General features: G+C 69.9%; 23 protein-coding genes. 11 read left to right on the top strand and 12 right to left on the bottom strand.

Translation table 11 applies throughout. From position 1 onward, the window contains the following. The first annotated feature begins 11 nt into the window (after positions 1–11). From BK819_RS13390 to BK819_RS13365, 6 genes are all read left to right on the top strand, one after another. Positions 12–947: a sugar-binding transcriptional regulator gene (locus tag BK819_RS13390; RefSeq protein ID WP_060921184.1), complete on the top strand. Its 936-nt coding sequence runs from the start codon at positions 12–14 to the stop codon at positions 945–947. Further along, a complete protein-coding gene (deoC, locus tag BK819_RS13385; protein ID WP_143049305.1) occupies positions 944–1,945 on the top strand; it encodes a deoxyribose-phosphate aldolase in 1,002 nt (333 codons plus the stop codon). The genes BK819_RS13390 and deoC overlap by 4 nt, the downstream gene beginning before the upstream one ends. Positions 1,946–1,955: 10 nt before the next feature. Further along, positions 1,956–3,398 carry an aldehyde dehydrogenase family protein gene (locus tag BK819_RS13380; protein WP_071329579.1) on the top strand — a complete coding sequence of 481 codons (1,443 nt, stop codon included), beginning with the start codon at positions 1,956–1,958 and terminating at the stop codon, positions 3,396–3,398. Further along, entirely contained in the window at positions 3,395–4,246 is an 852-nt protein-coding gene (locus BK819_RS13375; protein WP_071329578.1) for an aldehyde dehydrogenase family protein, read from the top strand. The genes BK819_RS13380 and BK819_RS13375 overlap by 4 nt, the downstream gene beginning before the upstream one ends. A 147-nt stretch (positions 4,247–4,393) precedes the next feature. Continuing rightward, entirely contained in the window at positions 4,394–5,662 is a 1,269-nt protein-coding gene (gene clpX, locus BK819_RS13370; protein ID WP_025105011.1) for an ATP-dependent Clp protease ATP-binding subunit ClpX, read from the top strand. A 3-nt stretch (positions 5,663–5,665) separates the two neighbouring features. Next, the gene (locus BK819_RS13365; RefSeq protein WP_071329577.1) at positions 5,666–6,202 is read left to right on the top strand and encodes an NUDIX hydrolase; all 537 of its coding nucleotides are present in this window, start codon (positions 5,666–5,668) and stop codon (positions 6,200–6,202) included. 15 nt (positions 6,203–6,217) lie between these two features. Here BK819_RS13365 and BK819_RS13360 read toward each other — a convergent pair whose 3' ends face one another. The 3 genes from BK819_RS13360 to BK819_RS13350 are packed head-to-tail and all read right to left on the bottom strand — an operon-like array spanning position 6,218 to position 9,728. After that, positions 6,218–6,715, bottom strand: a complete 498-nt coding sequence (locus tag BK819_RS13360; RefSeq protein WP_071329576.1) for a GyrI-like domain-containing protein — start codon at positions 6,713–6,715, stop codon at positions 6,218–6,220. A 19-nt stretch (positions 6,716–6,734) separates the two neighbouring features. Beyond that, a complete protein-coding gene (locus BK819_RS13355; protein WP_071329575.1) occupies positions 6,735–8,786 on the bottom strand; it encodes a M3 family metallopeptidase in 2,052 nt (683 codons plus the stop codon). A 9-nt stretch (positions 8,787–8,795) separates the two neighbouring features. Continuing rightward, positions 8,796–9,728, bottom strand: a complete 933-nt coding sequence (locus BK819_RS13350; protein WP_071329574.1) for a LysR family transcriptional regulator — start codon at positions 9,726–9,728, stop codon at positions 8,796–8,798. Positions 9,729–9,809: 81 nt separating this feature from the next. Between BK819_RS13350 and tdh the strand changes: the two genes are divergently transcribed. Genes tdh through BK819_RS13330 form a run of 4 tightly spaced genes read left to right on the top strand, consistent with a single transcriptional unit; the run spans position 9,810 to position 12,924 of the window. Then, positions 9,810–10,853: an L-threonine 3-dehydrogenase gene (tdh, locus tag BK819_RS13345; RefSeq protein WP_071329573.1), complete on the top strand. Its 1,044-nt coding sequence runs from the start codon at positions 9,810–9,812 to the stop codon at positions 10,851–10,853. Beyond that, the gene (locus tag BK819_RS13340) at positions 10,853–12,031 is read left to right on the top strand and encodes a glycine C-acetyltransferase (protein ID WP_071329572.1); all 1,179 of its coding nucleotides are present in this window, start codon (positions 10,853–10,855) and stop codon (positions 12,029–12,031) included. The genes tdh and BK819_RS13340 overlap by 1 nt, the downstream gene beginning before the upstream one ends. A gap of 54 nt (positions 12,032–12,085) precedes the next feature. Continuing rightward, positions 12,086–12,709 (top strand): transcriptional regulator, encoded by a 624-nt coding sequence (locus tag BK819_RS13335; protein ID WP_071329571.1) that lies wholly within the window; start codon positions 12,086–12,088, stop codon positions 12,707–12,709. Continuing rightward, entirely contained in the window at positions 12,706–12,924 is a 219-nt protein-coding gene (locus BK819_RS13330) for a hypothetical protein (RefSeq protein ID WP_071329570.1), read from the top strand. Before BK819_RS13335 ends, BK819_RS13330 begins: the two co-directional genes overlap by 4 nt. 83 nt (positions 12,925–13,007) lie before the next feature. Here BK819_RS13330 and BK819_RS13325 read toward each other — a convergent pair whose 3' ends face one another. Both BK819_RS13325 and valS read right to left on the bottom strand, forming a co-directional pair. Further along, positions 13,008–13,217, bottom strand: a complete 210-nt coding sequence (locus tag BK819_RS13325; RefSeq protein WP_071329569.1) for a hypothetical protein — start codon at positions 13,215–13,217, stop codon at positions 13,008–13,010. After that, on the bottom strand, positions 13,217–15,811 hold the full coding sequence (gene valS / locus BK819_RS13320; protein ID WP_071329568.1) for a valine--tRNA ligase: 2,595 nt from the start codon (positions 15,809–15,811) through the stop codon (positions 13,217–13,219). Before valS ends, BK819_RS13325 begins: the two co-directional genes overlap by 1 nt. A gap of 157 nt (positions 15,812–15,968) precedes the next feature. Here valS and BK819_RS13315 point away from each other — a divergent pair, with 157 nt between their 5' ends. After that, positions 15,969–17,018, top strand: coding sequence for a P1 family peptidase (locus BK819_RS13315; RefSeq protein ID WP_071329567.1), 1,050 nt, complete (start codon positions 15,969–15,971; stop codon positions 17,016–17,018). Between the two features lie 96 nt (positions 17,019–17,114). Here the strand turns inward: BK819_RS13315 and BK819_RS13310 are convergent, their stop codons facing one another. The 7 genes from BK819_RS13310 to BK819_RS13280 all read right to left on the bottom strand — a co-directional run bounded on the left by BK819_RS13310 (position 17,115) and on the right by BK819_RS13280 (position 25,196). Beyond that, the gene (locus BK819_RS13310) at positions 17,115–17,927 is read right to left on the bottom strand and encodes a serine hydrolase (RefSeq protein WP_071329566.1); all 813 of its coding nucleotides are present in this window, start codon (positions 17,925–17,927) and stop codon (positions 17,115–17,117) included. Next, complete coding sequence (locus tag BK819_RS13305) at positions 17,924–18,757, bottom strand: serine hydrolase (protein WP_071329565.1); 834 nt, start codon at positions 18,755–18,757, stop codon at positions 17,924–17,926. The genes BK819_RS13310 and BK819_RS13305 overlap by 4 nt, the downstream gene beginning before the upstream one ends. Next, positions 18,754–19,716 carry an LD-carboxypeptidase gene (locus BK819_RS13300; RefSeq protein WP_071329564.1) on the bottom strand — a complete coding sequence of 321 codons (963 nt, stop codon included), beginning with the start codon at positions 19,714–19,716 and terminating at the stop codon, positions 18,754–18,756. The genes BK819_RS13305 and BK819_RS13300 overlap by 4 nt, the downstream gene beginning before the upstream one ends. Further along, entirely contained in the window at positions 19,713–21,362 is a 1,650-nt protein-coding gene (locus BK819_RS13295) for an ABC transporter ATP-binding protein (RefSeq protein ID WP_071329563.1), read from the bottom strand. Before BK819_RS13295 ends, BK819_RS13300 begins: the two co-directional genes overlap by 4 nt. A gap of 1 nt (position 21,363) precedes the next feature. After that, positions 21,364–22,278 (bottom strand): ABC transporter permease, encoded by a 915-nt coding sequence (locus tag BK819_RS13290; RefSeq protein ID WP_082758500.1) that lies wholly within the window; start codon positions 22,276–22,278, stop codon positions 21,364–21,366. Next, entirely contained in the window at positions 22,275–23,318 is a 1,044-nt protein-coding gene (locus BK819_RS13285) for an ABC transporter permease (RefSeq protein WP_060921166.1), read from the bottom strand. Before BK819_RS13285 ends, BK819_RS13290 begins: the two co-directional genes overlap by 4 nt. 72 nt (positions 23,319–23,390) lie before the next feature. Further along, positions 23,391–25,196 carry an ABC transporter substrate-binding protein gene (locus tag BK819_RS13280; RefSeq protein WP_256209473.1) on the bottom strand — a complete coding sequence of 602 codons (1,806 nt, stop codon included), beginning with the start codon at positions 25,194–25,196 and terminating at the stop codon, positions 23,391–23,393. Positions 25,197–25,442: the final 246 nt, after the last annotated feature.

The following is a 25,442-nucleotide window of genomic DNA, read 5'->3' as shown; positions in this document are numbered from 1 at the left end:
AGGAGGGCATCGTGGAAGAAGATCTGCTCATGGTCCGGGTCGCCGAGCTGTACTACGACGAGGACAAGACGCAGGACGAGATCGGTGGTCTCCTGAAGATCTCCCGCTGGAAGGTCGGGCGCCTCCTCACGCAGGCGCGGCAGCGCGGCATCGTCCGCATCGAGATCGTCCACCCGCGCGCCCGTCGGCTCGGCCTCGAGCGCGAACTCGTGGAGCGCTTCGGGCTCACCGACGCCGTGGTCGTCCCCTCGCCGGAGGGCGACGAGGGCACCCTGGAGCGCGTCGCTCAAGCGGCGGCCGACTTCCTGACCGCCCTCCGCCCTGTTCCGCGCACGCTCGGCGTGAGCTGGGGCAAGACGCTCCGCGCCGTGGCCGAGGCCCTGCCCGACGGCTGGGCGAACGGCGTCACCGTCGTGCAGCTCAACGGCGGCGTCAGCCTCAACCGGCGCTCGGGCGGGGCGGCGGGACTCGCGGTGACCATCGCCCAGCGCGCCTCCGGCCAGGTCTCGCTGCTGCCGAGCCCCGCGATCCTGGAGCACGTCGAGACGAAGCAGGCCATCGAAGGCGACCGCACCGTCGCGGCGGTGCTGGAGGAGGCCGCGGACGCCCAGGCGTTCCTGTTCACCGCCGGACCGTGCGATGCGACCTCCGCCCACGTCGAGAACGGCTATCTCACCGCCGCCGATGTGGAGGAGCTGGCGCGCCGCGGTGCCGTCGGTGACGTCCTCGGGCGCTACGTCGACGCCGAGGGCAACATCGTCGACCCGCAGCTGGATGCCCGCACGGTCGGCGTCTCGCTCGACCGCCTGCGCGGCGCCGCGCGGGCCATCTTCGTGACGGCGGGCCCCGCCAAGCACGACATCGCGCGCACGGTCGTGACCAGCGGCCTGTGCGGGGTCCTGGTGACCGATGAGACCACAGCACGAGCATTGTTGGAGGAACAGTGACGACGACAGAACTCAGCCGCAGGACGGCGGTGGACGTCCTCGGCGGTGAGCCGGACGACGCGACCCTCCGTCGCTTCCTGCACGGCCTCCCCGGCGTGGACGCCGTCGGGCTGGAGCAGCGCGCTGCCGGCCTCGGCACCCGCTCCATCAAGACGACGTCGAAGGCGTGGGCGCTCGACACGATCATCACGCTGATCGACCTGACCACCCTGGAGGGCGCGGACACCCCCGGCAAGGTGCGCTCCCTCGTCGCCAAGGCGAAGAACCCCGACGCCGCCGACCCCTCGACGCCCCGCGTCGCTGCGGTTTGCGTCTACGGCGACATGGTCGCCGGCGCGGTCGAGGCCCTCGGCAGCCTGCACGGCGACCCCGATGACGGCCTCATCTCGGTCGCCGCGGTGGCGACCGCCTTCCCGAGCGGCCGGTCCTCCCTCGCGATCAAGCTCGCCGACACCGCGGAGGCGGTCGCGGCCGGTGCGGACGAGATCGACATGGTCATCGACCGCGGCGCGTTCCTGTCCGGGCGCTACGGACTGGTGTTCGACCAGATCGCCCAGGTCAAGGAAGCCTGCCGTCGTGAGGACGGCTCGTACGCCTCGCTCAAGGTGATCCTCGAGACCGGCGAGCTGAACACGTACGACAACATCAAGCGCGCCTCCTGGCTCGGCATCCTCGCTGGCGGCGACTTCATCAAGACCTCGACGGGCAAGGTGCAGCCGGCGGCGACGCTGCCGACCACGCTGCTCATGCTGGAGACGGTGCGCGACTGGTATCGCGGGACGGGCGAGCGCATCGGCGTGAAGCCCGCCGGCGGCATCCGCTCGTCCAAGGACGCGGTCAAGTACCTGGTGACCGTCGCCGAGACCGTGGGGGAGGAGTGGCTCCAACCGCACCTGTTCCGCTTCGGCGCCTCAAGCCTGCTCAACGACGTGCTCCTGCAGCGCCAGAAGCTCACCACCGGCCACTACTCCGGCCCCGACTACGTCACGATCGACTAGGAAACCCGACATGTCATTCCTGGAATACGCTCCGGCTCCGGAGTCCACGGCGGTGCTGAACCTCAAGGACAGCTACGGGCTGTTCATCGACGGCGAGTTCGTCGACGGCTCCGGCGCCCCCTTCCGCACCATCTCCCCGGCGACGGAGAAGGACATCGCCGAGATCGCCTCCGCCGACGACGCGGACATCGACCGCGCCGTCGCCGCGGCCCGTCGCGCCTACGACAAGGTCTGGTCGCGGATGAGCGGCCGCGATCGGGGCAAGTACCTGTTCCGCATCGCCCGGCTCGTGCAGGAGCGCGCCCGCGAGCTGGCCGTCGCGGAGAGCCTCGACAACGGCAAGCCGATCAAGGAGAGCCGTGATGTGGACGTGCCGCTCGTCGCGTCCTGGTTCTTCTACTACGCGGGCTGGGCCGACAAGCTCGACTACGCCGGTCTGGGCGCGAACCCTCGCGCCCTGGGCGTTGCCGGGCAGGTCATCCCGTGGAACTTCCCGCTGCTGATGCTCGCGTGGAAGCTGGCGCCCGCGCTGGCGGCCGGGAACACGGTCGTGCTCAAGCCGGCCGAGACCACGCCGCTGACGGCGCTGATCTTCGCCGAGATCCTGCAGCAGGCCGATCTTCCCGCCGGTGTGGTGAACATCGTCACCGGAGCCGGGGCGACCGGTGCCGCCCTGGTGCGTCACCCGGACGTCGACAAGGTCGCCTTCACCGGCTCGACGGGTGTCGGTCGCGACATCGCCCGTGCCGTGGCGGGGACGAACAAGAAGCTGACGCTGGAGCTGGGCGGCAAGGCTGCGAACATCGTGTTCGACGACGCGCCGATCGATCAGGCGGTCGAGGGCATCGTCAACGGCATCTTCTTCAACCAGGGTCACGTGTGCTGCGCCGGGAGTCGTCTGCTCGTGCAGGAGTCGATCCACGACGAGGTCGTCGACCGACTGAAGAACCGGCTGTCGACGCTGCGTCTCGGTGACCCGCTCGACAAGAACACGGACATCGGCGCGATCAACTCGGCGGCGCAACTCGCCCGCATCCGCGAGCTGAGCGACATCGGTGAGGCCGAGGGCGCGGAGCGCTGGACCGCCGACTGCGCGATCCCGGAGCAGGGCTTCTGGTTCGCCCCGACGATCTTCACCGGCGTCGAGGCTTCGCACCGCATCGCCCGTGACGAGGTCTTCGGCCCGGTGCTGTCGGTCCTCACCTTCCGGACGCCCGCCGAGGCGATCGCGAAGGCCAACAACACCCCGTACGGTCTCTCCGCCGGCATCTGGTCCGACAAGGGCTCGCGCATCCTCGCGGTCGCTGATCGGCTGCGTGCGGGCGTCGTATGGGCGAACACGTTCAACCGTTTCGACCCGTCGAGCCCGTTCGGCGGCTACAAGGAGTCCGGGTTCGGCCGCGAGGGCGGTCGCCAGGGACTCACCGCCTACCTCAAGGGAGCCGCAGCATGAGCAAGCGACTGACCGTTCCGAAGACCTACAAGCTCGCCATCGGCGGGGCCTTCCCGCGCAGCGAGTCCGGACGCACCTACGAGGTCGTCTCCCGCAAGGGTGCCTTCCTCGCCAACGCCGCCCAGGCTTCTCGCAAGGATGCCCGCGACGCCGTCGTCGCCGCGCGCGCCGCCGTCAAGGGCTGGTCGGGGGCGACGGCCTACAACCGCGGCCAGGTGCTCTACCGGGTCGCCGAGGTGCTCGAAGGGCGTCGCGCGCAGTTCATCGACGAGATCGTGGCGCAGGAGGGCATCTCGACCTCGGCGGCCACGACGCAGGTCGACGAGGCGATCGACCTCTGGGTCTGGTACGCCGGCTGGTGCGACAAGTACGCCCAGGTGGCGGGCAACGCCAACCCCGTCTCCGGTCCGTACTTCAACATCTCGGTGCCAGAGCCCACCGGTGTGGTCGCCATCGTGGCCCCGCAAGACTCGGCGCTGCTCGGCTTGGTCTCGGTGGTCGCCCCCGCCCTCGTCGCCGGGAACACCGTCGTCGTGGTCGCGAGCGAGCAGTACCCGCTGTCCGCGATCAGTCTCGCGGAGGTGCTCGCGACCAGCGACGTGCCAGGGGGCGTGGTGAACGTGCTCACCGGCTCGCCGGCGGAGATCGCGCCGTGGCTCGCCTCGCACCAGGACGTGAACGCCCTCGACCTCGCCGGCGCGGGCGCACTGGAGTGGGTCGACATGCAGATCGCCGCCGCGGAGACGCTGAAGCGCGTGCTCGCCCCCGGCGACGTGGTCGCCTCGCCGGAGCGGATCGCCGCCTTCACCGAGGTCAAGACGGTCTGGCACACGAAGAGCATGGTCTGACGACCGCCACCGGGGAGCCCCGTCGCGATGCCCGCGTCGGGGCTCTTCGCGCAGGAACCGCCGAGCGACCCGTCGCCAATGCGGCCCGGTGTCGTATGCAGCGGTTAGGCTCGAAGAACGATCCTGATCCCCCCGAGGAGGACGCGCATGGCCCGCATCGGTGAAAGCGCTGACCTGTTCAAGTGCTCTTTCTGCGGAAAGAGCCAGAAGCAGGTGCAGCAGCTCATCGCCGGACCCGGCGTGTACATCTGCGACGAGTGCGTCGAGCTCTGCAATGAGATCATCGAAGAGCGCATGGCGGAGTCGTCCGCCGAGGGTGTCGCCGAGTTCGAGCTGCCGAAGCCCCGCGAGATCTTCACGTTCCTCGAGGAGTACGTCGTCGGACAGGAACCCGCGAAGCGCGCGCTGTCCGTCGCCGTCTACAACCACTACAAGCGCGTGCGCGCGCACGGCACCCTGCAGCCGGCCGAGCAGAAGGCCGAAGAGGTCGAGATCGCCAAGAGCAACATCCTGCTCATCGGCCCGACAGGCTGCGGCAAGACCTACCTGGCGCAGACGCTCGCCAAGCGCCTCAACGTGCCGTTCGCCGTCGCCGACGCGACGGCACTGACCGAGGCGGGCTACGTCGGCGAAGACGTCGAGAACATCCTGCTCAAGCTCATCCAGGCCGCCGACTACGACGTGAAGCGCGCCGAGCAGGGCATCATCTACATCGACGAGGTCGACAAGATCGCCCGCAAGGCCGAGAACCCGTCGATCACCCGCGATGTGTCGGGTGAGGGCGTGCAGCAGGCGCTGCTGAAGATCATCGAGGGCACGGTCGCCTCGGTGCCGCCGCAGGGGGGCCGCAAGCACCCGCACCAGGAGTTCCTGCAGATCGACACCTCGAACGTGCTCTTCATCGTGGCCGGGGCCTTCGCCGGGCTGGAGGACATCGTCTCGGCGCGCGTCGGCAAGCACGGTGTCGGCTTCGGCGCTCCGCTGCACGACAAGGGCAAAGACCTCGACCTGTTCAGCGAGGTGCTCCCGGAAGACCTCCACAAGTTCGGTCTCATCCCGGAGTTCATCGGTCGTCTGCCCGTCGTGACGAACGTGTCACCGCTCGACCAGGCCGCCCTCATCGACATCCTCACCGGTCCGCGCAACGCCCTCGTGAAGCAGTACCAGCGCATGTTCGAGCTCGACGGCGTCCAGCTGGAGTTCGAGGAGGACGCGCTGCGGTCGATCGCCGACCTCGCCGTCGAGCGCAAGACCGGGGCCCGCGGACTCCGCGCCATCCTGGAGGACGTGCTCGGTCCGGTGATGTTCGAGATCCCCTCTGCCGAAGACGTCGCGAAGGTGATCATCACGCGCGCGGCCGTCGACGAGGGTGCCCCGCCCACCATCGTGATGGAGCGCAAGCGCAAGAGCGCCTGATCCATGGGTGCCGACCCCGTTCCATGGACGACCGTCGCGCGGACGACGCTCGTCGCCGATCGGTGGATCACGGTGCATGCGGATGAGTGCCTGGACGAGAAGGCCCGGCGGATCGCGCCGTACTACGTCCTCGAGTACGGCGAGTGGGTCTCCGTCCTCGCCGTCGATCGCGACGGCGACGCGATCGTGGTCGAAGAGTACCGCCACGGAGCGGGAGTCCTCGCGTTGGGCACCGTCGGAGGGGGAGCGGAGCCGGGGGAGAGCCCGGAAGACGCGGCGACGCGCGAACTCCGGGAGGAGACCGGATGCGTCGCGGGTGAGCTGGTGGCTCTCGGCGCGACGTGGGCGAACTTCGGAACGCACACGAACAAAGTGCATCACTTCCTCGCTCTCGGCTGCACGCGCGTCACTGAGCAGGCCCTGGACGAGCACGAGGCCATCGTCGTGCGGTCCCTGCCTCTCGACCGGGCGGGGGAGCACCTCACCCAGAGCTACCACCAGCTCACCTGGTACAAGGCGATGGACCGACTCCGGCGATAGGAGCTGAACGCCTGCTCAGGCCACGGGCATGAGCAGGTCGGTGCGGAGTTCGTCGGGAGCGACATCCGGGTCCGAGACGTAGACCTCGATCCAGACGCCGCGCGGGTGCAGCCCCGCCTCTGCGGCGCGCGCGACCAGCCCAGCCCAGCCGGCGCCGAGGCCGTCGTAGGAACCGAAGACGGTGGTCGCGACGGCCTGCCCGGTCGGCAGGGCCGACGCCACGATGGCAGTTCCGTCGCCCGTGGCGATCGGGTCGGAGGGTGGAGCCTGCACGGGGAAGCCGAGCTCCAGATCGAACACGCCCATCGGATCGCCGTGGTAGATCGCGACTGCCGGGCCGGCCGGAATCAGGGTGCCCGCAGCGAAGGCAGCACCGATCGCCGCGTATCCGGAGTCGAAGGCATCGCGGAGGTCGGAGATCCGGATGCCCCCATGACGGATGACGGCCAGCGGAACGGGCTCCAGCTCCAGGCTGTCCGTCGGGCCGAAGGGAGCGTCAGGGAATGCGTCCATGCGCTCAGGGTCTCACGACTCAGGAATCCAGTCCACGGCGTTTCAGGAGCGGCTCGATCTCGGCATCCCGCCCGCGGAAGTCGCGGTACGCGGCCAGCGGGTCCTTCGAGCCTCCGACCCCGAGCAGCCGGTCGCGGAAGCGGTCCCCAGTGGCGCGGGTGAGGCCGCCGTTCTCCCGGAACCACTCCACGGTGTCGGCGTCGAGCACCTCGCTCCAGATGTACGAGTAGTACCCGGCGCTGTACCCCCCGGAGAAGACGTGGGCGAAGTAGGTGGAGGAGTACCGGGTCGGAACGGCGGGGTCGTCGAGCCCGATGTCCGCCAGCGCGGCCGCCTCGAAGCCTGCGACATCGTCCACCGTGTCCTCGGCGGAGAGCCGGTGCCACGCCTGATCCAGCCACGCCGCGGCGAGGTACTCGCTGGTCGCATGACCCTGGTCGAAGGTCGCGGTCTCCCGCAGCCGCTCCACGATGGCGGGATCCAGCGGTTCCCCGGTCTCGTGGTGCCGGGCGTAGTGGTCGAGGACCTCGGGCCAGAGGATCCACATCTCGTTCACCTGGCTGGGGAACTCGACGAAGTCGCGGAACACGTTGGTCCCGGCGAAGTGCGGGTAGGTCACCGTGGCGAACAGGCCGTGCAGCGCGTGCCCGAACTCATGGAAGAGCGTCGTCACCTCGTCGAGCGTCAGCAGCGTGGGCTCGCCGTCCCCAGGCTGCGGGACGTTGAGGTTGTTGACCACGACCGGGGCGCTGCCGCGCAGGCGGGACTGGCTGACGATCGCGTTCATCCAGGCGCCGCCGCGCTTGGAGTCGCGGGTGTAGAGGTCGAGCACGTAGAGCCCGAGCGGCGAGTCGTCGGCGTTGCGCACCTCGAAGACGCGGGCCTGCGGGTGGTAGGCCGCGAGGTCGTGCCGTTCGTGGAAGGTCACCCCGTACAGGCGGGTCGCCGCGAAGAAGACGCCATCCTGCAGCACGCGCTCCGCCTCGAACCAGGGGCGCAGGGCGGCGGTGTCGATGTCGTAGCGCGCAGTGCGCACGCGCTCCGTGTAGAACGCCCAGTCGTGGGCCGCCACGGGGAAGGGCTCCGGTTCGGTCCCGTCGACGATCGCCTGGAGGGCGGCACGTTCGGCGCGGGCGTTCCGCGCAGACGGCGTGGCCAGCCGGCGCAGCATCTGCTCCACGGCCTCCGGGGAGCCCGCCGTCTCGTCGGCGGTGATGTACGCGGCATGCGACGGGTACCCGAGGAGGCGCGCGCGCTCGGCGCGGAGGCGCACGATCTCGCGCAGCACCGGGCGGTTGTCGTTGCCGTTGTCCCGTGATCCGCGCGCGCAGGACGCCGCCATGATCCGGTGGCGGGATTCCCGCACCGCGAGCCGGGCGAGCGCCGGATGGCCGGTGAACAGCGGCAGGGTGAGGAGGTAACGGCCGTCGAGCCCGCGGTCGGCCGCGGCGCGCGCGGCGGCGGACAGCTCACCCGGGCTCAGGCCCTCCAGCTCGGCGGCGGAGTCGAAGACCACGGCGAGGTCGTTCGTATCGCTCAGCAGGTTCCGCTCGAACGTATTCGTGAGCACCGACAGCTTCTGGTTCAGAACCGTGAGCTGCGCCTTCGCCTCGTCGCCGAGCGCGGCGCCGGCATGCGTCATCTCGCGGTGGTAGCGCTCCACGAGATAGCGCTGCTCAGGATCGAGGTCGAGGGTGTCGCGTTGCTCGTACACAGAGGCCACGCGCGCGTAGAGCGCCGCATCGAGTGTGATCGCATCCTGATGGGCAGCCATGAGCGGCGCGAGCTCCTCGTCGATCGCCTGGATCTCCGGTGTGGCATCGGCGGAGCTCACCGTGTAGAACGCGTGCGCCACCCGGTCGAGGAGCTCGCCGGACCTCTCCAGTGCCTCGAGGGTGTTCTCGAACGTCGGCATCGACCGTACGCGGGTGATGTTCGCGACCTCGGCGAGCTGCTCCGCGAACCCGGCGCGGAAGGCGGGGAGGTAGTGCTCCGGGCGGATGGCCCGATAGTCCGGGAGCCCGAAGGGGAGGGTCGACGGCTGCAGCAGCGGGTTCGTGGCGTCGCTCATCCTCCGAGCCTAGCCATCGCCGTCCCCGGAACGCTCCGCGCTCAGACGGGTCATCACCTCTCGCAGGGCGTCCACGACGACCCGAACGGAGCGGCGGCGCAGGTTCTCCGGGCGCGCGAGGACGTCGATCATGCGGTGCGTGCTCACGCCTCGGAGCGGGATGCGTACGATGTCGCGATCGTCGACGCTGCGCGAGGTGAACCGGGGGAGCATCCCCACGACGCCCCCGGCGGCGACCACCGCCGACACCGCACCGTAGTCGTTGATGCGGTGCCGGACCTCGACCGGGCGGCGGGCGACGGCGGCGACCGCGCGGAGCACGTCGTCCGGGGAGTAGCCGACGCGGCTCGTCACCCACTGCTCGTCGGCGATATCGTCCGGTGAGAGAGTGCGGCGATCGGCGAGAGGGTGGTCGGTGGCGACGGCGACGTCCAGGGGTTCCCGGATGAGACCGACGGTGCGGATGCCGTCTTTCGGCCACGGGGCGGAGTGCTCCATCCGGTGAGCGAGGACGAGGTCGTACCGCGCGGTGAGGCCGGGGAACTCGCTCTGCGCGACGTCCTCGTCCGTGAGGCGGACGGTCGGCGCGTGCTCCTTCCCGGACAGCTCGCGGACGAGCGGGCCGAAGAGCGCTTGACCGACGCTGTGGAAGCCGCTGACGCTGACCTCTCCCGTCGCCGCGCCCTCGAAGTCGTCCAGGGCGTGGCGCGCCGCCGCCATCGCATCGATGGCCTCGGCTCCGGCTGCTGCCAGTACCTCGCCGGCGGCGGTCAGCACGAGGGTGCGCCCCTGGCGACGGGTGAGCGGGGCCGGGAAGGAGCGCTGCAGCGCGGCGAGCTGCTGCGAGACCGCGGAGGGGGTGACCCGGAGCGCTTCGGCGACGGCGGTCGCGCTGCCCAAGGCTCCAAGCTCGCGGAGGATCTGGAGCTGATGGAGTTCCACTCCTATAGTTTAGACGGCGCTATAGAGACAATGCAGAAGATGACGATTGTTCTACAGCAATGGATGCGATGAGATCAGAGTATGAGAGCTCTGTTCAAGGAGGAACCCGGCGCGGGCCTCGCGCTCGTGGAGCGTCCCGACCCCGTCGCGGGTCCCGGAGAGGTCGTCATCCGTGTCCTCCGCACCGGCATCTGCGGTACCGATCTGCACATCCGTCGCTGGGACGACTGGGCGGCCTCCGCGATCGCCGCGCCCCTCATCCCGGGACACGAGTTCTACGGGGAAGTCGTCGAGGTCGGGCCGCTCGTCCACGACATCGCCGTCGGCGACCGGGTGTCCGGCGAGGGGCACATCGTCTGCGGCACATGCCGGAACTGCCGTGCCGGACGCCGGCAGATGTGCATCCGCACGATCGGACTCGGGCTGCAGCGCGACGGCGCCTTCGCCGAGTACCTCTCGCTTCCGGCGACGAACGTGTGGGTCCACCATTCCGAGGTCGCCCCGGAGCTCGGCGCGATCTTCGACCCGCTCGGCAACGCCGTGCACACCGCCCTCCGCTTCCCCCTCGTCGGCGAGGACGTGCTCGTCACCGGGTGCGGGCCGATCGGCCTGATGGCGATCGCCGTCGCCCGGCATGCGGGCGCCCGCTTCATCGTCGGGACCGACGTGAGCGCGCCGCGGCTGGAGATGGCACGAGGGATGGGAGCCGACGAGGTCGTCGACGTCTCCCGCCAGGAGATCCGCGACGCGCAGCGGGCGCTCGGGATGCGCGAGGGGTTCGACATCGGCTTCGAGATGTCCGGCGCGGCATCGGCGCTCCCGGCGATGATCGACAACATGAACCACGGCGGACGCATCGCCATGCTCGGGCTGCCGTCGACCGGGTTCGACATCGACTGGGGCAAGCTCGTCACGCACATGCTCACGATCACCGGGATCTACGGCCGGGAGATGTTCGAGACCTGGAACGCCATGGGGGCGATGCTGCAGACGAGTGCGACGTTGCGCGAAGCGATCGCCCGGGTGATCGCCGAGGTCGTACCGGCGCGCGACTGGGAGCGCGGATTCGCGGCGGCGGAGTCCGCCGGCACGGGCAAGATCATCCTCGACTGGACGGAGCTGTGATGTACGCGACCTTCAAAGACCATGTGGCGCAGGAGCTGGCAGGGATCGAGGAGGCCGGGCTCACCAAGCACGAGCGCGGCATCCGCGGCCCGCAGCGGGCGGAGATCACGGCCGATGGCGTCGAGGTGCTCAACTTCTGCGCCAACAACTACCTGGGGCTGGCCGACGACCCCCGGATCCTCGCTGCGGCGCGCACGGCGCTCGACGAGTGGGGGTATGGGCTCGCGAGCGTCCGCTTCATCTGCGGTACGCAGGAGCAGCACCTCGAACTCGAGCGTCGGCTCGCGGACTTCCTCGGCACCGATGACGCGATCCTCTACTCCTCCTGCTTCGACGCGAACGGCGGTGTCTTCGAGACGCTGTTCTCCGCCGAGGACGCGATCATCTCGGACGAGTTGAACCACGCGTCCATCATCGACGGGATCCGGCTGTCGAAGGCACGCCGGCTCCGCTACCGCAATCGCGACATGGCGGACCTGGAGGAGCAGCTGCGGGCGGCCGCCGATGCCCGCTTCCGCGTGATCGTGACCGACGGCGTCTTCTCGATGGACGGCTACATCGCCCCGTTGGCCGAGATCTGCGACCTTGCGGAGCGCTACGACGCCCTCGTCTTCGTGGACGACTCGCACGCGGTCGGCTTCGTCGGCGACAACGGACGCGGAACGCCGGAGCTGTGCGGCGTCGCGGATCGCGTGGACATCTACACCGGCACGTTCGGCAAGGCGCTGGGCGGCGCCTCCGGCGGGTACGTCGCCTCGCACGCCGAGATCGTCGCGCTGCTGCGTCAGCGCTCCCGTCCGTACCTGTTCTCGAACACCCTCGCTCCGGCCATCGTGGCCGGAACGCTGACCGCGCTCGACCTGGTCGAGGGATCGGCCGACCTTCGGGCGCGGCTGCGGGACAACGCGGCCCTGTTCCGTGCCCGGATGGCGGAGGAAGGGTTCGACCTGCTTCCGGGCGAGCACCCGATCGTGCCGGTCATGTTCGGCGATGCCGCCCTCACCGCCCGGATCGCCGCGGCGATGCAGGATCAGGGTGTCTACGTGACGGCGTTCAGCTTCCCGGTCGTGCCGCGGGGCAAGGCGCGTATCCGGGTGCAGCTCTCCGCCGCGCACACCCCCGACCAGGTGGAGCGCTGTGTGGCGGCCTTTGTCGCGGCGCGGGATACAGTGAGCTGACCAGATGCAAAGAAATGCTTGCAAAGAAGTGTTTGCAAGCGTATCTTTGCATTCATGACGAACGAGACGCAGGTACGGACGCTGGATGCGAGGGCGCTCAAAGCGCTCGCGCATCCGCTGCGGGTCAAGATCTTCGATCTGCTCGCCTCTCGCGGTCCTCAGACGGCCAGCTCTCTCGCGGCCCTCGTGGGGGAGACCTCGGGATCCACCAGCTATCACCTCCGCGCTCTCGCGGCCCACGACCTCATCCGCGAGGTGGAAGGCCGGGGCACGACACGGGAGCGATGGTGGGAGCGTCCGAAGGGACGCATCGACCTGCCGGGCCCGGACGAGCAGATGTCGCCGGCCAACCGTGCCGCGGCGCAGATCGTGACGTCGGAGTTCTTCCGGCTCCGGCACGAGACGCTGATGCAGTACCTCAACCGCCCGGAGTCCGAGGTCCCCGAGGGGTGGCGGGACGTGGGCATCACCGTCACGACACACCTCGACGTCACGCCGGCGCAGGCCATGGCGCTGCGGCAGGAGATGGAGGACCTCATCGAACAGGCCATCGAACGCTATCGAGGTCAGACCGGGCCCGATGTCCGGCGGGTCTCCGTGCGGGCCGAGCTGTTCGATCTGCCGACATCGCCGCGGGCGAGCACCGCCGATGCGGGCGAGACGACGGAGGCATCATGACCGCCGCGACCCTGCACCTCGTCAGTCCCACACGGACGGAGCGTGGCCTGCTGCGCCTCGCAGACCAGGTCACCGCCGCGGTCGAACACCGGATCGAGCGTCGCGCACAGCGGCGGACCCTCGCCCTCGATCTCCTCCGCGAACAGCAGGCCCGCCGTCACGACCCGCACGCCGTGGATCATCTCCTCGCGCAGCTCGGAGCCCCGCGTCGCTGACCCGAGACCCCGGGTACGCATCGAGACCCCCTCTTTTCTTCGCGGGAAGGAGGGGGTCTCGACGATGAAGCGGGGTCTCGCGATCAGAAGGGGCGGGCGATGACCTCGCCGGAGGGGGTCTGGAGGACCTCCCAGCCGGCATCGAGCTCGGCGATCGCGCGGCCCTCCAGCCAGGTGAGGGTCCAGTGGCCGGTAAGGCCCCGGGACTCGACCTCGGCGATCGCGGGACGCAGCGCCTCGGGGACCGACGCGGGCGGCTGAGCACCCGTCGCCCAGCGCGTGCCGAGCTGCATCAGGAGGCCTCGACCGGGGCGAGCTCGATCGCGGTGACCGCGAACTCCTCCGCCTCGGTGATCTCGAGCTCGGCGATGCGGCCGACCGCGCGGAGGTCGTCCGCGGCGGCGCGCAGGGCCTCGACCTTCGCTGCGGGAGCGGCGATGGCGGCACGGGAGACCGGGGTCTTCTGCGATGCCTTCGCCTCGGTCTTCGCGCGCCGGATGCCGATGAGCGCCTCGCTCGCGGCGGCCAGCACGGCCGGGTCGCCCTCGATGCCGAGCTTCTCGGGCCAGGCAGCGGTGTGCACGGAGCCCTCCTCGAACCACGACCAGGCCTCCTCCGTGGCGAAGGAGAGCACCGGTGCGAGCAGGCGGAGCAGCGTGGACAGGGCCAGACGCAGCGCGAGGGCGGCCGAAGCCTGACCCACGTCGTTCTGGTTGTAGGCGCGCTCCTTCACGAGCTCCAGGTAGTCATCGCAGAACGTCCAGAAGAACGCCTCGGTCAGCTCCAGCGCCCGGGCCGCGTCATACCGGTCGAAGGCCGCGGTGGCCTCGGCCACCACGCCGTCGAGCGCCGTGAGCATCGACGCGTCGAGCGCGTGCGTCACCTGAGCGCCCGCGGGCACCGGGAACGACAGCACGAACTTGGCGGCGTTGAGCACCTTGATCGCCAGACGCCGGCCGATCTTCACCTGCGTCGGATTCTGCGGGTCGAAGGCCGCGTCCATGCCGAGGCGGCTCGACGCCGCCCAGTACCGCACCGCGTCCGAGCCGTGGGCGTCGAGCACGTCGGCCGGGGTGACCACGTTGCCCTTCGACTTCGACATCTTCTTGCGGTCGGGGTCGACGATGAAGCCGGAGATGGCGGCGTTCTTCCACGGGGCGCGGCCGTCTTCGAGCGTGGAACGCAGCATGGTCGAGAAGAGCCAGGTGCGGATGATGTCCTGTCCCTGCGGGCGCAGGTCGAACGGAGCGGTGAGCTGCCACAGCTCCTCGTCGCGCTGCCAGCCGCCCGCGAGCTGCGGGGTCAGCGACGACGTCGCCCATGTGTCGAGGATGTCGGCCTCGGCGTCGAACCCGCCCGGCACCCCGCGCTGGTCCTCGGTGTAGCCGGCCGGGACATCCGTGGTCGGGTCGATGGGCAGCGCGGCCGCATCCGGGGTGAGCACCCGGTCGTAGTCGCGCTCCCCGTTCTCGTCCAGCGCGTACCAGAGCGGGATCGGCACGCCGAAGAATCGCTGCCGGGACACGAGCCAGTCGCCGGTGAGGCCGCCGACCCAGTTCTCATAGCGGACCCGCATGAAGTCGGGGTGCCACGCCAGCTCGGTACCGTGCGCGAGGAGCTGATCGCGCAGCTCGCCGTCGCGGGCGCCGTTGCGGATGTACCACTGCCGGGTCGAGACGATCTCGAGCGGGCGGTCGCCCTTCTCGAAGAACTTCACGGCGTGCTGGAAGGGCTTGCCGACGGCGGTCATGTCGCCGGTCTCCTGCAGCTTCTCCACGATCGCCTTGCGGGCGCTGAAGACGGTCTTGCCTGCCACGTTCTCCGCGTACCAGGCGCGCGCGTCGGCGTCGGCCACGATCGACGGGGCCTCGGGCAGGAAGCGGCCGTCGAGGCCGATCGTCGTCATGTTCGGCAGGGACTCGCCGGCGGTGGTGCGCAGCTCGCGCCACCAGATGATGTCGGTCACGTCGCCGAAGGTGCAGACCATCGCGGCGCCGGTGCCCTTGTCGGGCTGGGCGAGGTGGTGGCCGTGGATCTCGATCTCGGCGCCGAAATAGGGCGTGCGCACCGTGGTGCCGATGAGGTGCTTGTGCGGCCCCTCGGGGTGGGTCACGATCGCGATGCACGCGGGGAGGAGCTCCGGGCGCGTGGTGTCGATCGCGATCGAGCCGGAGCCGTCCGCGAAGGGGAATTCGATTGTGTGGTACGCGGCCTGCTGGTCGCGGTCCTCGAGCTCGGCCTGCGCGATCGCGGAGCGGAAGTCGATGTCCCACAGCGTCGGCGCGAGGGCCTGGTACGCCTCGCCGCGCTCGATGTTGCGGAGGAAGGCGAGCTGGCTCTGCCGGATCGTGTCGTCGGAGATGGTGCGGTAGGTCTGCGTCCAGTCCACGCTCAGCCCGAGCTGACGGAACAGCGCCTCGAACTGCTTCTCGTCCTCGATCGTGAGGCGCTCGCACAGCTCGATGAAGTTGCGGCGGCTGATGGGCTGCTGGTCGGCAGCCCGGCTCGACTTGTTGTCGCCGCCCTCGAAAGGCGGGGTGAAGTCGGCGTCGTAGGGGAGCGACGGGTCGCAGCGGACGCCGTAGTAGTTCTGCACGCGGCGCTCGGTGGGCAGACCGTTGTCGTCCCAGCCCATCGGGTAGAACACGGTCTTGCCGCGCATGCGCTCGTACCGGGCCTTGACGTCGGTGTGCGTGTAGGAGAACACGTGACCGATGTGGAGGCTGCCCGAGGCGGTGGGCGGCGGGGTGTCGATCGAGTAGACGCCCTCACGACCGAGCTCGGCGGCGCGCAGACGGTCGAACAGGTATGTGCCCTGCTCCGCCCAGGCGGCGTCCCACTTCGCTTCGAGACCTTCGAGTGCGGGCTTGTCGGGAATGGCGGACATGGAGGTCTCCTCGAGCGATGTATGCGGCACTGTGTGAGCGTGCCTGAGTGTGGGTGGTGCCGCCCAGTCTATCGAGCGCACGGGCGGGGCGCTCGACCCGGCGGAGCCTCCGGCGCGGCGCTGCGGTCGGTTCCTCCGACGCTGGAAGGATCGGAGTATGACACCGCCGTCGTCGCGCGCCTCCCGTCCTCGCCTGGCCGATCTCGGCGTGCCGTCCGGAGCCTTCGCGCGCGGCGCGGAGAACGCGATCACCGACGTCCCCGGTGTGCGGGTGGGGCACGCCACGCTGCACGGCGACGGTCTGCACACGGGCGTGACGGCGATCGTCCCGGATGCCCTCACCGCCGAGCGCCGGAGCCTTCCCGCGAACCTCTCCGTCGGCAACGGCTACGGCAAGCTCGTCGGCGCCACGCAGCTCCGCGAGCTCGGGGCGCTGGAGACGCCGATCCTGCTGACCTCGACACTGTCGGTGTTCCGCGTCGCCGACGCGCTCCTCGGGCATCTGTTGGCGACGCCGATGCACGCGCGGACGACGACGCTGAATCCGGTGGTGGGAGAGACGAACGACGGCTTCCTCTCCGACATCCGTCGACGGGCCGTGGGGGAGGAGCAGGTGACGACCGCGCTGGCTGCGGCGGCGCCGGGTCCGGTCGCGGAGGGGTGCGTCGGTGCCGGCGCCGGAACCGTCGCCCTCGGATACAAAGGCGGTATCGGAACGGCCTCGCGCCTGGTCGAGGTCGCGGGGCAGCCGGCCACGGTCGGCGTCCTCGTGCAGACGAACTTCAGCGGCACGCTGCGGATCGCCGGCGTCCCGCTGCCCGCGGAGGAGCTCCTCGCCGACGCTCCGGCACAGCCCGTCGGCAATTCCTGCATGATCGTCGTCGCGACGGACGCCCCCGTCGACGGACGGCAGCTCGGCCGTGTGGCCAACCGCGCCGTGTTCGCGATGCGGGGTGTCGGCGCGGACTACGCGCAGGGCAGCGGCGACTACGCGATCGCGTTCTCGGTGCACGACCAGGTGAACGGCGGTCCGGCGGCGGACGACGAGCTCTCGCCGCTCTTCGCCGCGACGATGGACGCGGTCGAGGAGGCGCTGATCAACTCCGTACTCGCGGCGGAGACGACCGTAGGCCCCGACGGGCGGTCCGCGCATGCGGTGCCGATCGACCAGGTGCGGGAGCGCCTGACGCGAGCCGGGGTCGTCTGACTCGCGTTCACAACTCAGGAGAAGGTGGGCGGTGGGCGCCGCAGGCGCGGCGCGCCGCGCCGCCATCGGCCGGAACTCCTGAGTTGTGAACGGTGGTCAGTCGGCGAGCGCGGCGTGAATGCCCTCGCCGATGCGGCGCATGGCGGCCAGCACCGGGCCGCGCCCGTCGGCGCCCCGGTCCCAGTTCGCCAGCACGGCGTAGGCGATCCGGCGGGTGGAGGACATGACGATCCCGGTGTCGGCGCGGACGCGGGAGATCGTGCCGGTCTTGTTCAGCAGCCAGACGCCGCGATCGAAGCCCCAGTGCGCGAGCGGGTCGAGGTCGAACGCCGACGCGACCATCGACAGGTCCATGCCCGCGCCCAGCCAGCGGCGCAGCGTGTCGGCCGAGGCGGGGGAGAGATCGGTGCCGTCGGCCAGCCGCGACATGAAGAGCACGAGCTCCGCGGCGTTCGCGTGCGACAGCGTCTTCGGGGCCCCGGGCGGGATCGGCCACCGCACGATGTCGTCGAGGGCCGAGGCGGTGTAGCCGAGCGCGCGCGTGTGCTCCTGCACGGTCGGGATGCCGATGACGCGGCCCAGCGTGTTGGTCGCGGCGTTGTCGCTCACCGCACCGATGAGCGCGGCCACGTCGTACAGCGACAGTTCGGACGCCTGCAGCAGGTACCAGAGCCCGGAGTCCTCGATGGCCTCGACCGGCCGTCGGGTCACGCGCTCTTCGAGAGTACGTGTGCCGGCGTCCACCTCGACGAGGAGGCGGTGCAGGAGGAAGATCTTGCCGACGCTCGCCGTGTCCTGCACCGTCTCCGGGTCATGGCGCAGCAGCACCTCGCCGGAGTCGATGTCCTGGACGAGGACCGACCACACCGTGCCGTTCTCGTCGGGGAGCTCCACGTCGATCGCGCTCATGCGTCCTCCTCGTCGCGTGCGCGTCCGGTGACGTGCGCGCGGATGAGCTCACCGACCGCGCGCATGCCGTCGAGCACGGGCGCGCGGAGGTCGGCCGCGGAGTCCTTCCAGTTCGCCGCCACCGCATACGCGACGGCGGCCTTCGGGCCCCGCAGCAGTCCGACGTCGACGCGGGCGAAGCTGACGCTGCCGGTCTTGTGGCGCAGCACCATGCCCTGATACTCGGCCTCGACGTGGGCGAGGGGGTCGAGGAGGAAGGCGTCGGCGGTCATCGACGTGTCGGTGTCGGCGGCCAGCCAGTCCAGCACCCGGGCGCTCACCGCAGGGGAGAACGCCTCGCCGGCACCGAGCCGGCGCATCACGTCGGACAGCTCGGCCGCCGTGCCGAACGACGGGGTCCAGGGCAGGTCGGGGGTGCGCTCGTTGCGGATGTAATCGTGCAGCGCGGTGTCGCGGTATCCGAGTGCCGGGGCGACAGCCCGCACCTCCTCCAGACCGCAGAGGTGGATCAGGGCGTTCGTGGCGAGGTTGTCGCTCACCGCCCCGACGAGGAGCGCCGCATCGTGGACCGTGATGCGCTGATCGTGCATGCGGTACAGCAGCCCGGAGTCCTCGACGCGGTGCTCGTCCGGGATCTCGATCCGGTCGTCCTCGGCGAGCGCGCCCGCCTCCAGCCGTCGAGCGACCTCGAGGAGCAGGAAGATCTTGCCGATGCTCGCGGTCTCGCACTGCGTGTGCGGCTCGTGCTCGGCCAGGGTCTCCCCGGTGCCGGCGTCGACGAGCCGGATCGACCAGGTGACGCGGGGATCGAGGGGCGGAAGGGCGATCATGGCCGTCCCACCGTGAGGCGAGGCTCGTCGCCGGTCGCGTCCAGCACTCCGTCGACACCGAGCGGGATGGTCAGGGCGTGCGGGTCGTGGCCGAAGCCCTGCTCCCACAGCACGGGGACCCCGGCGTCCTGGAACTCGTCCCGCATGAGCGCGTGGACGAGGTCGAGGTCGCCGCACTCGTGCCAGGAGCCGAGCACGATGCCCGTCGCCTGGGCGAGTCGGCCCGCGCGCCGGAGCTGCGTGACGAAGCTGTCGAGGCGATAGGGCTCCTCGGTGATGTCCTCCAGGAACAGGATGCCGGGGGAGGGGACGTGCGCCTCCGGGGCGCCGAGCCCGGCCGCCAGCAGGCTGAGGTTGCCGCCCGTGAAGCGCCCCTCGGTGCGGCCCGGCGTCATGATCTCGGTCTTGGGGCCGATGAGTTCCCGCCCGCGCCAGGGTTCGAAGAGCCAGCGCTGCACGTCGTCGCGCACCTGCTCGGAATCGCGGAAGACGTTGTTGCCCGCCATCGGGCAGAAGAGCGTCGCGACGTCGAGGTGCGCGCGCCACGTCTCGTGCAGGGCGGTCACATCGGACGAGCCCGTGAGGAGCTTCGGCCGCCCGTCCCGGCGCAGCGCCCCGCGGCGCATGTCGGCCCAGTCGATGCCGTCGAGGAGGCGCAGCGCACCGTAGCCGCCGCGGGCCGTGACGACGGCGTCCACGTCCGGATCGAGCCAGGCGTCGACGAGGTCGGCGCGGCGGAGGTCATCCGGCCCCGCGAGGTACGACGCGCGCGGGTGGGGCGTGAGGACATGCTCACCCACCCGGACGTTCAGCCCCCAGGACTCGTAGTAGCCGACGGCGCGCTGTGTGTTCTCCTCGTTGCCGGGACCGGACGGCGAGACGATCGCCACCGTGTCGCCGGGCTGCAGGGGAGCCGTGTCGAGATACGGCGACACCGCCGCCTCCGTCAGGGTGCTCATGCCGTCTTCTCCTCGATGCGCGGCGCCGCGGACAGCAGGTGCCGGGTGTACTCGTGCTGCGGGTTCAGCAGCACCTCTTCGGTGGGTCCGTGCTCGACGATCTGTCCGTGGTACATCACCGCGACCGTGTGGGCGATGTTCCAGGCGAGACCGAGGTCGTGCGTGATGACGAGGGCGGAGAGCCCGAGGCGGCGGCGCAGCTCCAGCAGGAGCCCGAGGATCTCTCCGCGCACGGACGCGTCGAGCGAGGCGACGGGTTCGTCGGCGATCAGCAGCTGCGGCTGCACGGCGAGCGCACCGGCGATGACGACGCGCTGCCGCTGTCCGCCGCTGAGCTCCTGCGGGATGGCGCCGAAGTAGCGCTCCGGCGGGGTGAGCTCCGCGTCCGCGAGGCTCTGTGCCACGCGCTCGCGCTCGTCGCCGGGGAAGCGCTGCACGCGCAGCCCCTCGGCGACGGACTCGTAGACGCTGTGCTTGGGGTTCAGGGCGGCCCACGGATCCTGGAGCACGAGCTGCACCTGCGAGCGGAACCGCGCGAGGTCGCGACCTTTCGACGGGATCGGTGCGCCGTCGAAGAGGATCTGCGACCCGGGGTCGGCGGGCTGGAGTCCCATGAGCGCGCGGGCGAGGGTCGACTTGCCGGAGCCGGACTGGCCGACGAGCGCGACGATCTCGCCCTTACGCACCGAGAGGTCGACGTCGCGGACCGCATGCACGGGGCGCCCGCCGGAGTGGTAGGTGACGTTGACTCCGCGCGCCTCCAGCAGCACCTCGTCGCCGTGGGTGATCTCCGGCACCTCGTCCGCATCGCGGCCGTGCCGCGTCACCGGGGCCATCCGCGAGGCGGGGTCGCCGATCGTGGGGAAGGCGTCGGCGAGCTGTCGCGTGTACGCCTCCTGCGGGGTCGTGCAGACCGCGTAGCTCTCGCCGACCTCGACCAGCTCCCCGTCGCGCATGATGGCGATCCGGTCGCACGCCGTGGCGAGCACCGAGAGGTCGTGGCTGATCATGAGCATCGAGATGCCGCGCTCCGCCACCAGACGCGAGATCATGTCGAGGATCTGCTTCTGCACGATCACGTCGAGTGCGGTGGTCGGCTCGTCCGCGATGATGACCTCGGGATCGCAGGCGAGGGCCATCGCGATCATCACGCGCTGCTTCTGGCCGCCGGAGAGCTCGTGCGGGTACGACTCGCTCTTCTGCTGCGGCAGGTCGACGATGTCGAGCAGCTCTCGGACCCGCTCCTTGCGCGCCTTCTCGCCCTTCCATCGGTCGGAGGCGTGCAGCTCCAGCGCCTCCAGTAGCTGCCAGCCCACCGTGCGGACCGGGTTGAGCGAGTGCATCGCGCCCTGGAACACGATGGACGTCTGCGCCCAGCGCACGGCGCGCAGCTGCCCGAAGGACAACGTGGCGACGTCCTGGTCGCCCAGGAGCACGCGGCCGCTGAGCCGGGCGTTGCGCGGCAGGAGCCGGAGCACGCTCATGGCGAGGGTGGACTTGCCGGAGCCGGATTCGCCGGCGATGCCGAGGGTCTGCCCGGCGGGGAGCGTGAGCGAGACGTTGCGCACGGCCGCCACCTCGTCGCGACCCGACCGCCCGGAGGTGCGGTACGTGATGGAGACGTCGTCGAAGATCAGGTCGGGCATCTCAGCGGCTCCTCAGCGTCGGGTTGGTGATGTTCTCGACGGCGCGGCCCATCAGGGTGAACGACAGCACGACGAGGACGATGGCGATGCCGGGCACGAGCACGTACCACCAGTAGCCGCTGGTCGCGGCGGAGACGTCCATCGCGTTCTTCAGGATCGAGCCCCACGACTGCAGGGTGGTGTCGCCGAGGCCGAGGAACGCCAGGGTGGATTCGGAGATGATCGCCGAGCCGACCGTGAGCGTCGTGTTGGCGAGCACGAGCGGCAGCACCCCGGGGAGGAGGTGCTTCATGATGATGTGCCAGTGCCCGGCGCCGAGGGCCCGCGAGCGCTCGATGTAGTCGCGCGACTCCACGGAGAGGGTCTGTGCGCGGACGACGCGGGCGGTGCCGGCCCACGAGGTCAGGCCGATCGCGATGATGATCGTCCAGACGCCGCGGCTCAGCACCGACGACAGCACGATCGCGAGGATCAGCGACGGCAGCACGAGGAAGAAATCGATGATGCGCATCATCAGCCCGCCGAAGAAGCCCGTGAAGTGGCCCGCCGAGAGGCCGACGAGGGTGCCGATGATCATCGACATCGCCGTGGCGGCGAGGCCGACGAGCAGGGACACCCGGGCGCCCCACACCATGCGGACCCAGATCTCGCGGCCCTGATGGTCGGTGCCGAGGGGATGCTCCCAAGACGGCGGGGCGAAGCGCTGCACGTCGACGAGCTTCGTGACGTCGAGCATGCTGGCGGGGGCGATCACGGGGGCGAAGATCGCGATGAGGGCCACGATCACGAGGAAGACGAGCCCCACCATGCCCGCCCGGTGCTGGGCGAACTGCCGGCAGAAGTCGACGAAGGCGGTGCCGCGGCGATGCCACGCCAGGGCACGGGGCGATCGGATGGTCGGGGATGCCGTGGTCATGCGCGCCTCACCCTCGGGTCGAGCTGACGGTAGATGAGGTCCGCGATGAGGTTCATCGCGATGATGATCGTGGAGAACACCACGAAGGTGCCCTGCAGGAGCGGGAGATCGGGGCCGGAGATGGCCTCGAAGGTGAGCTTCCCGAGCCCGGGCCAGGAGAACACCGTCTCCACCGTGACGGCCCCGGCGATGAGACCGCCGATGTGCATGAAGACGAGGGTGACGGTCGGCAGCAGGGCGTTGGGGACGGCGTGTCGGCGCCGGACGAGGTCCTCCCGGAGGCCCTTGGCCCGCGCGGTGGTGAGGTAGTCGGCGCCCATCTCCTCGAGGAGCGAGCTGCGCATCACCATGAGGTACTGCGCGTACACGACCGCGACCATCGTGATCACCGGGAGCACCATGTGCGAGATCACGTCCAGGACCGCGCCGACCGGATCGGTGGGCGGGTTGGGGGAGACCATGCCTCCGGTCGGGAACCAGTGCAGCGTGCCTCCGAAGACCATCAGGAGCAGCAGGGCCAGCCAGAAGGTCGGCACCGACCAGAACACGAGCGACGTGCCGGAGACGATGCGGTCGAAGGTGGAGCCGTGCTTCCAGGCCGCCTTCTGTCCGAGCCAGAGCCCGAGGGCGATCGCGATGATCGCCGCCGTGCCGGTGAGGAGGATCGTGTTCCAGAAGTACTGGCCGATGAGGTCGGACACCGACGTGCGGTAGACGTAGCTCGTGCCGAAGTTCAGGGTGAAGACGTTGCCGAGGTAGTCGATGAACTGCTGCCACAGGGGCTTGTTCAGACCGAGCTGCTCGCGCAGCTGGTCGGCCTGCTCGGCGCTCATCCCGCGCTCGCGGGCGATCGAGGCGACCGGATCGCCCGGCAGGATCTTGAAGGCGAAGAATCCGAGGAGGATCACCATCGCCAGGCTGATGGCCGCGCCGCCGAGCTTGACCAGGAAGTAGCGGAGGGCGCCGACGCCCTTCGGCTGCTCCTCGGCCGCGGCGCTCGTCGCGATGGCGGAGGTGGACGGGGGTACCGCGTTGGACATGGGGGTCTCCTTACAGCGGACCGGGAGACGCCGCGGGGGCGGAGGCCCGCCACCCGCGGCGTCTCGCCGGACTCATTCGACGTCGGCGATGTTGCGGCGACGGATCAGGAAGAAGATGAGCCCTCCGATGATGACCACCCCCACGACGATGCCTCCGATGAGGAGTCCGGTGTTCGTGCCGGTGCCGCCGGCGGTCGCGCCCTCGACGGGCTCGACGGTGAGGTAGCCCCAGTAGCCGGCCTGGTTGGCGATGATGCCGCCGTCCTTCGGCTGCAGCGTGAAGCCCGTGAAGCGGTCGGAGCGGTAGGCCTCCAGCGAGTTGGCGTACCAGGTGGCGACCTGTGCGGTGTCGGTGTAGTTCAGCGCGAGCATGTCGTGCACGATCTCCTGGCGCTTGTCGGCGTCGATCTCGGAGCGCTGCGCGGCGTACATCTCGTCGAACTCCGGGTTGCAGTACCCGTCCTGCGTGGTGCCGCCGGTGCCGTCGGTCGCGGTCGGCAGGTTCATGCAGGTGTTGATGCCCAGCTGGTAGTCGGGGTCGGGGTTGACCGACCAGCCGCTGAAGTACAGGTCGTAGTCGCCGGAGGTGGCCTTCGCGCTGATCGTGTCGGAGTCGGTGGACTCGACCGTGATCTCGATGCCGATCTCCTTCATCCAGGGGACGAAGAAGTCGGAGATGGACTGCTCGTTCGCGTCGTCCGCGTCCGTCAGCAGGCGCAGGCTCAGGCGCTGGCCGTCCTTCTCGCGGATGCCGTCGGCACCGGGGACCCAGCCCGCGTCGTCCAGCTTCGCCTGCGCGGCCTCGGGGTCGAAGCCCACGATCACGTCGTCGTCATCCGAGAGGTGCCACTTCGGGAAGGACGCCGGGATGAAGCTCGTCGCGAGCGTGCCCTCGCCGTCCAGGACCTTGTCGAGGAGGGTCGCCGTGTCGGTGCCGAGACGGATGGCCTGGCGCACCTCGAGCTCCTTCAGCGCGGCGTTGCCGGTGCCGTAGGGCACGTTGTCGCGCGTCTGCTGGCCGACGTTGATGCTGATCGAGTGGTAGCGGCGGCCCTCACCGGAGTGCGTGGTGATGCCGTCGACGCCCTCGAGCGCCGAGAACTGCGTCGGGGTGAGGCCGGTGACGAGGTCGACGTCGCCCGCCTTGAGAGCCTGCACCTGGGCGTCCGAGTTCGTGTAGTAGACGTACTGGATCGCGTCGATCTTGGGGGCGCCCCGCCAGAAGCTCTCGTTCGCCTTCAGCACGATGGACTGGTTGGCCGAGTAGCTGTCGAGGACGAACGGGCCGGAGCCGACCACGTCGGCGTCGTTGGTGAAGGTCGTCGGATCGTCGACCTCCTCCCAGATGTGCTTCGGGACGATCGGGATCTCCGAGCCGGGGTTCGGGGCCTGCGGGGTCTTCAGGGTGATCACGACGGTCTTGTCGTCGGGGGTCTCGACGGTGTCGAAGTTGGAGACGAGGTTGCCGTTGGCGGTGCCGAGCGCGGGCACCGTCATCATCTGGTCGTACGTGTACTTCACATCGGCGGAGGTGATCGGCTCGCCGTCCGACCAGACCAGGTCGTCCTGGAGGGTGAAGGTCCACGTCTGGCCGCCGTCGGTCGCCTCCCAGCTGTCGGCGAGACCCTTCGTGGGGGAGCCGTCCTCGGCGTCGTTCTGCACGAGCGACTCGTAGACGTACCGGATGATGTTCGTCGGCGTCAGGTAGATCGAGATGAACGGGTTGAACGTGTCCACGAACCCGGAGGTGGCGATCCGCAGCGTCGTGTCGGATGCCGGGGATTCGGTGGCGGCGCTGACGGACTGCGCCTGAGCGGCACCGACCGGAGCGGCGAGGAGGAGCGCGGAGGCGATCGCGGCGGCGGTCAGACTTCGCACGGTTCTGGAGCGGGGGGCAAGACGCATGGAAGGTCCCTTCGGGCGCCGCCCGGATCCACAGTGAAGCCGGGTCGGTGCTGACCATGCAAGCGGAAGACGGCCCCGTGGTCAAGACATTCGATGCGTATCGCGGAAGAAATCTGCCGCCCTCGGGAAAGATCGCCGGCTGTCGAGGTGGTGTAACACGGCGGAAACACGCGGATGCCAGGATGCGCACGCCGAAACCGATCGCGGAGGCGTCGATCA

It is taken from the genome of Microbacterium sp. LCT-H2, from assembly GCF_001866135.1.
Lineage (GTDB): Bacteria > Actinomycetota > Actinomycetes > Actinomycetales > Microbacteriaceae > Microbacterium.
The sequence above is the reverse complement of the archived record's forward strand: the minus strand, read 5'-3'. Positions and strand labels throughout refer to the sequence as shown.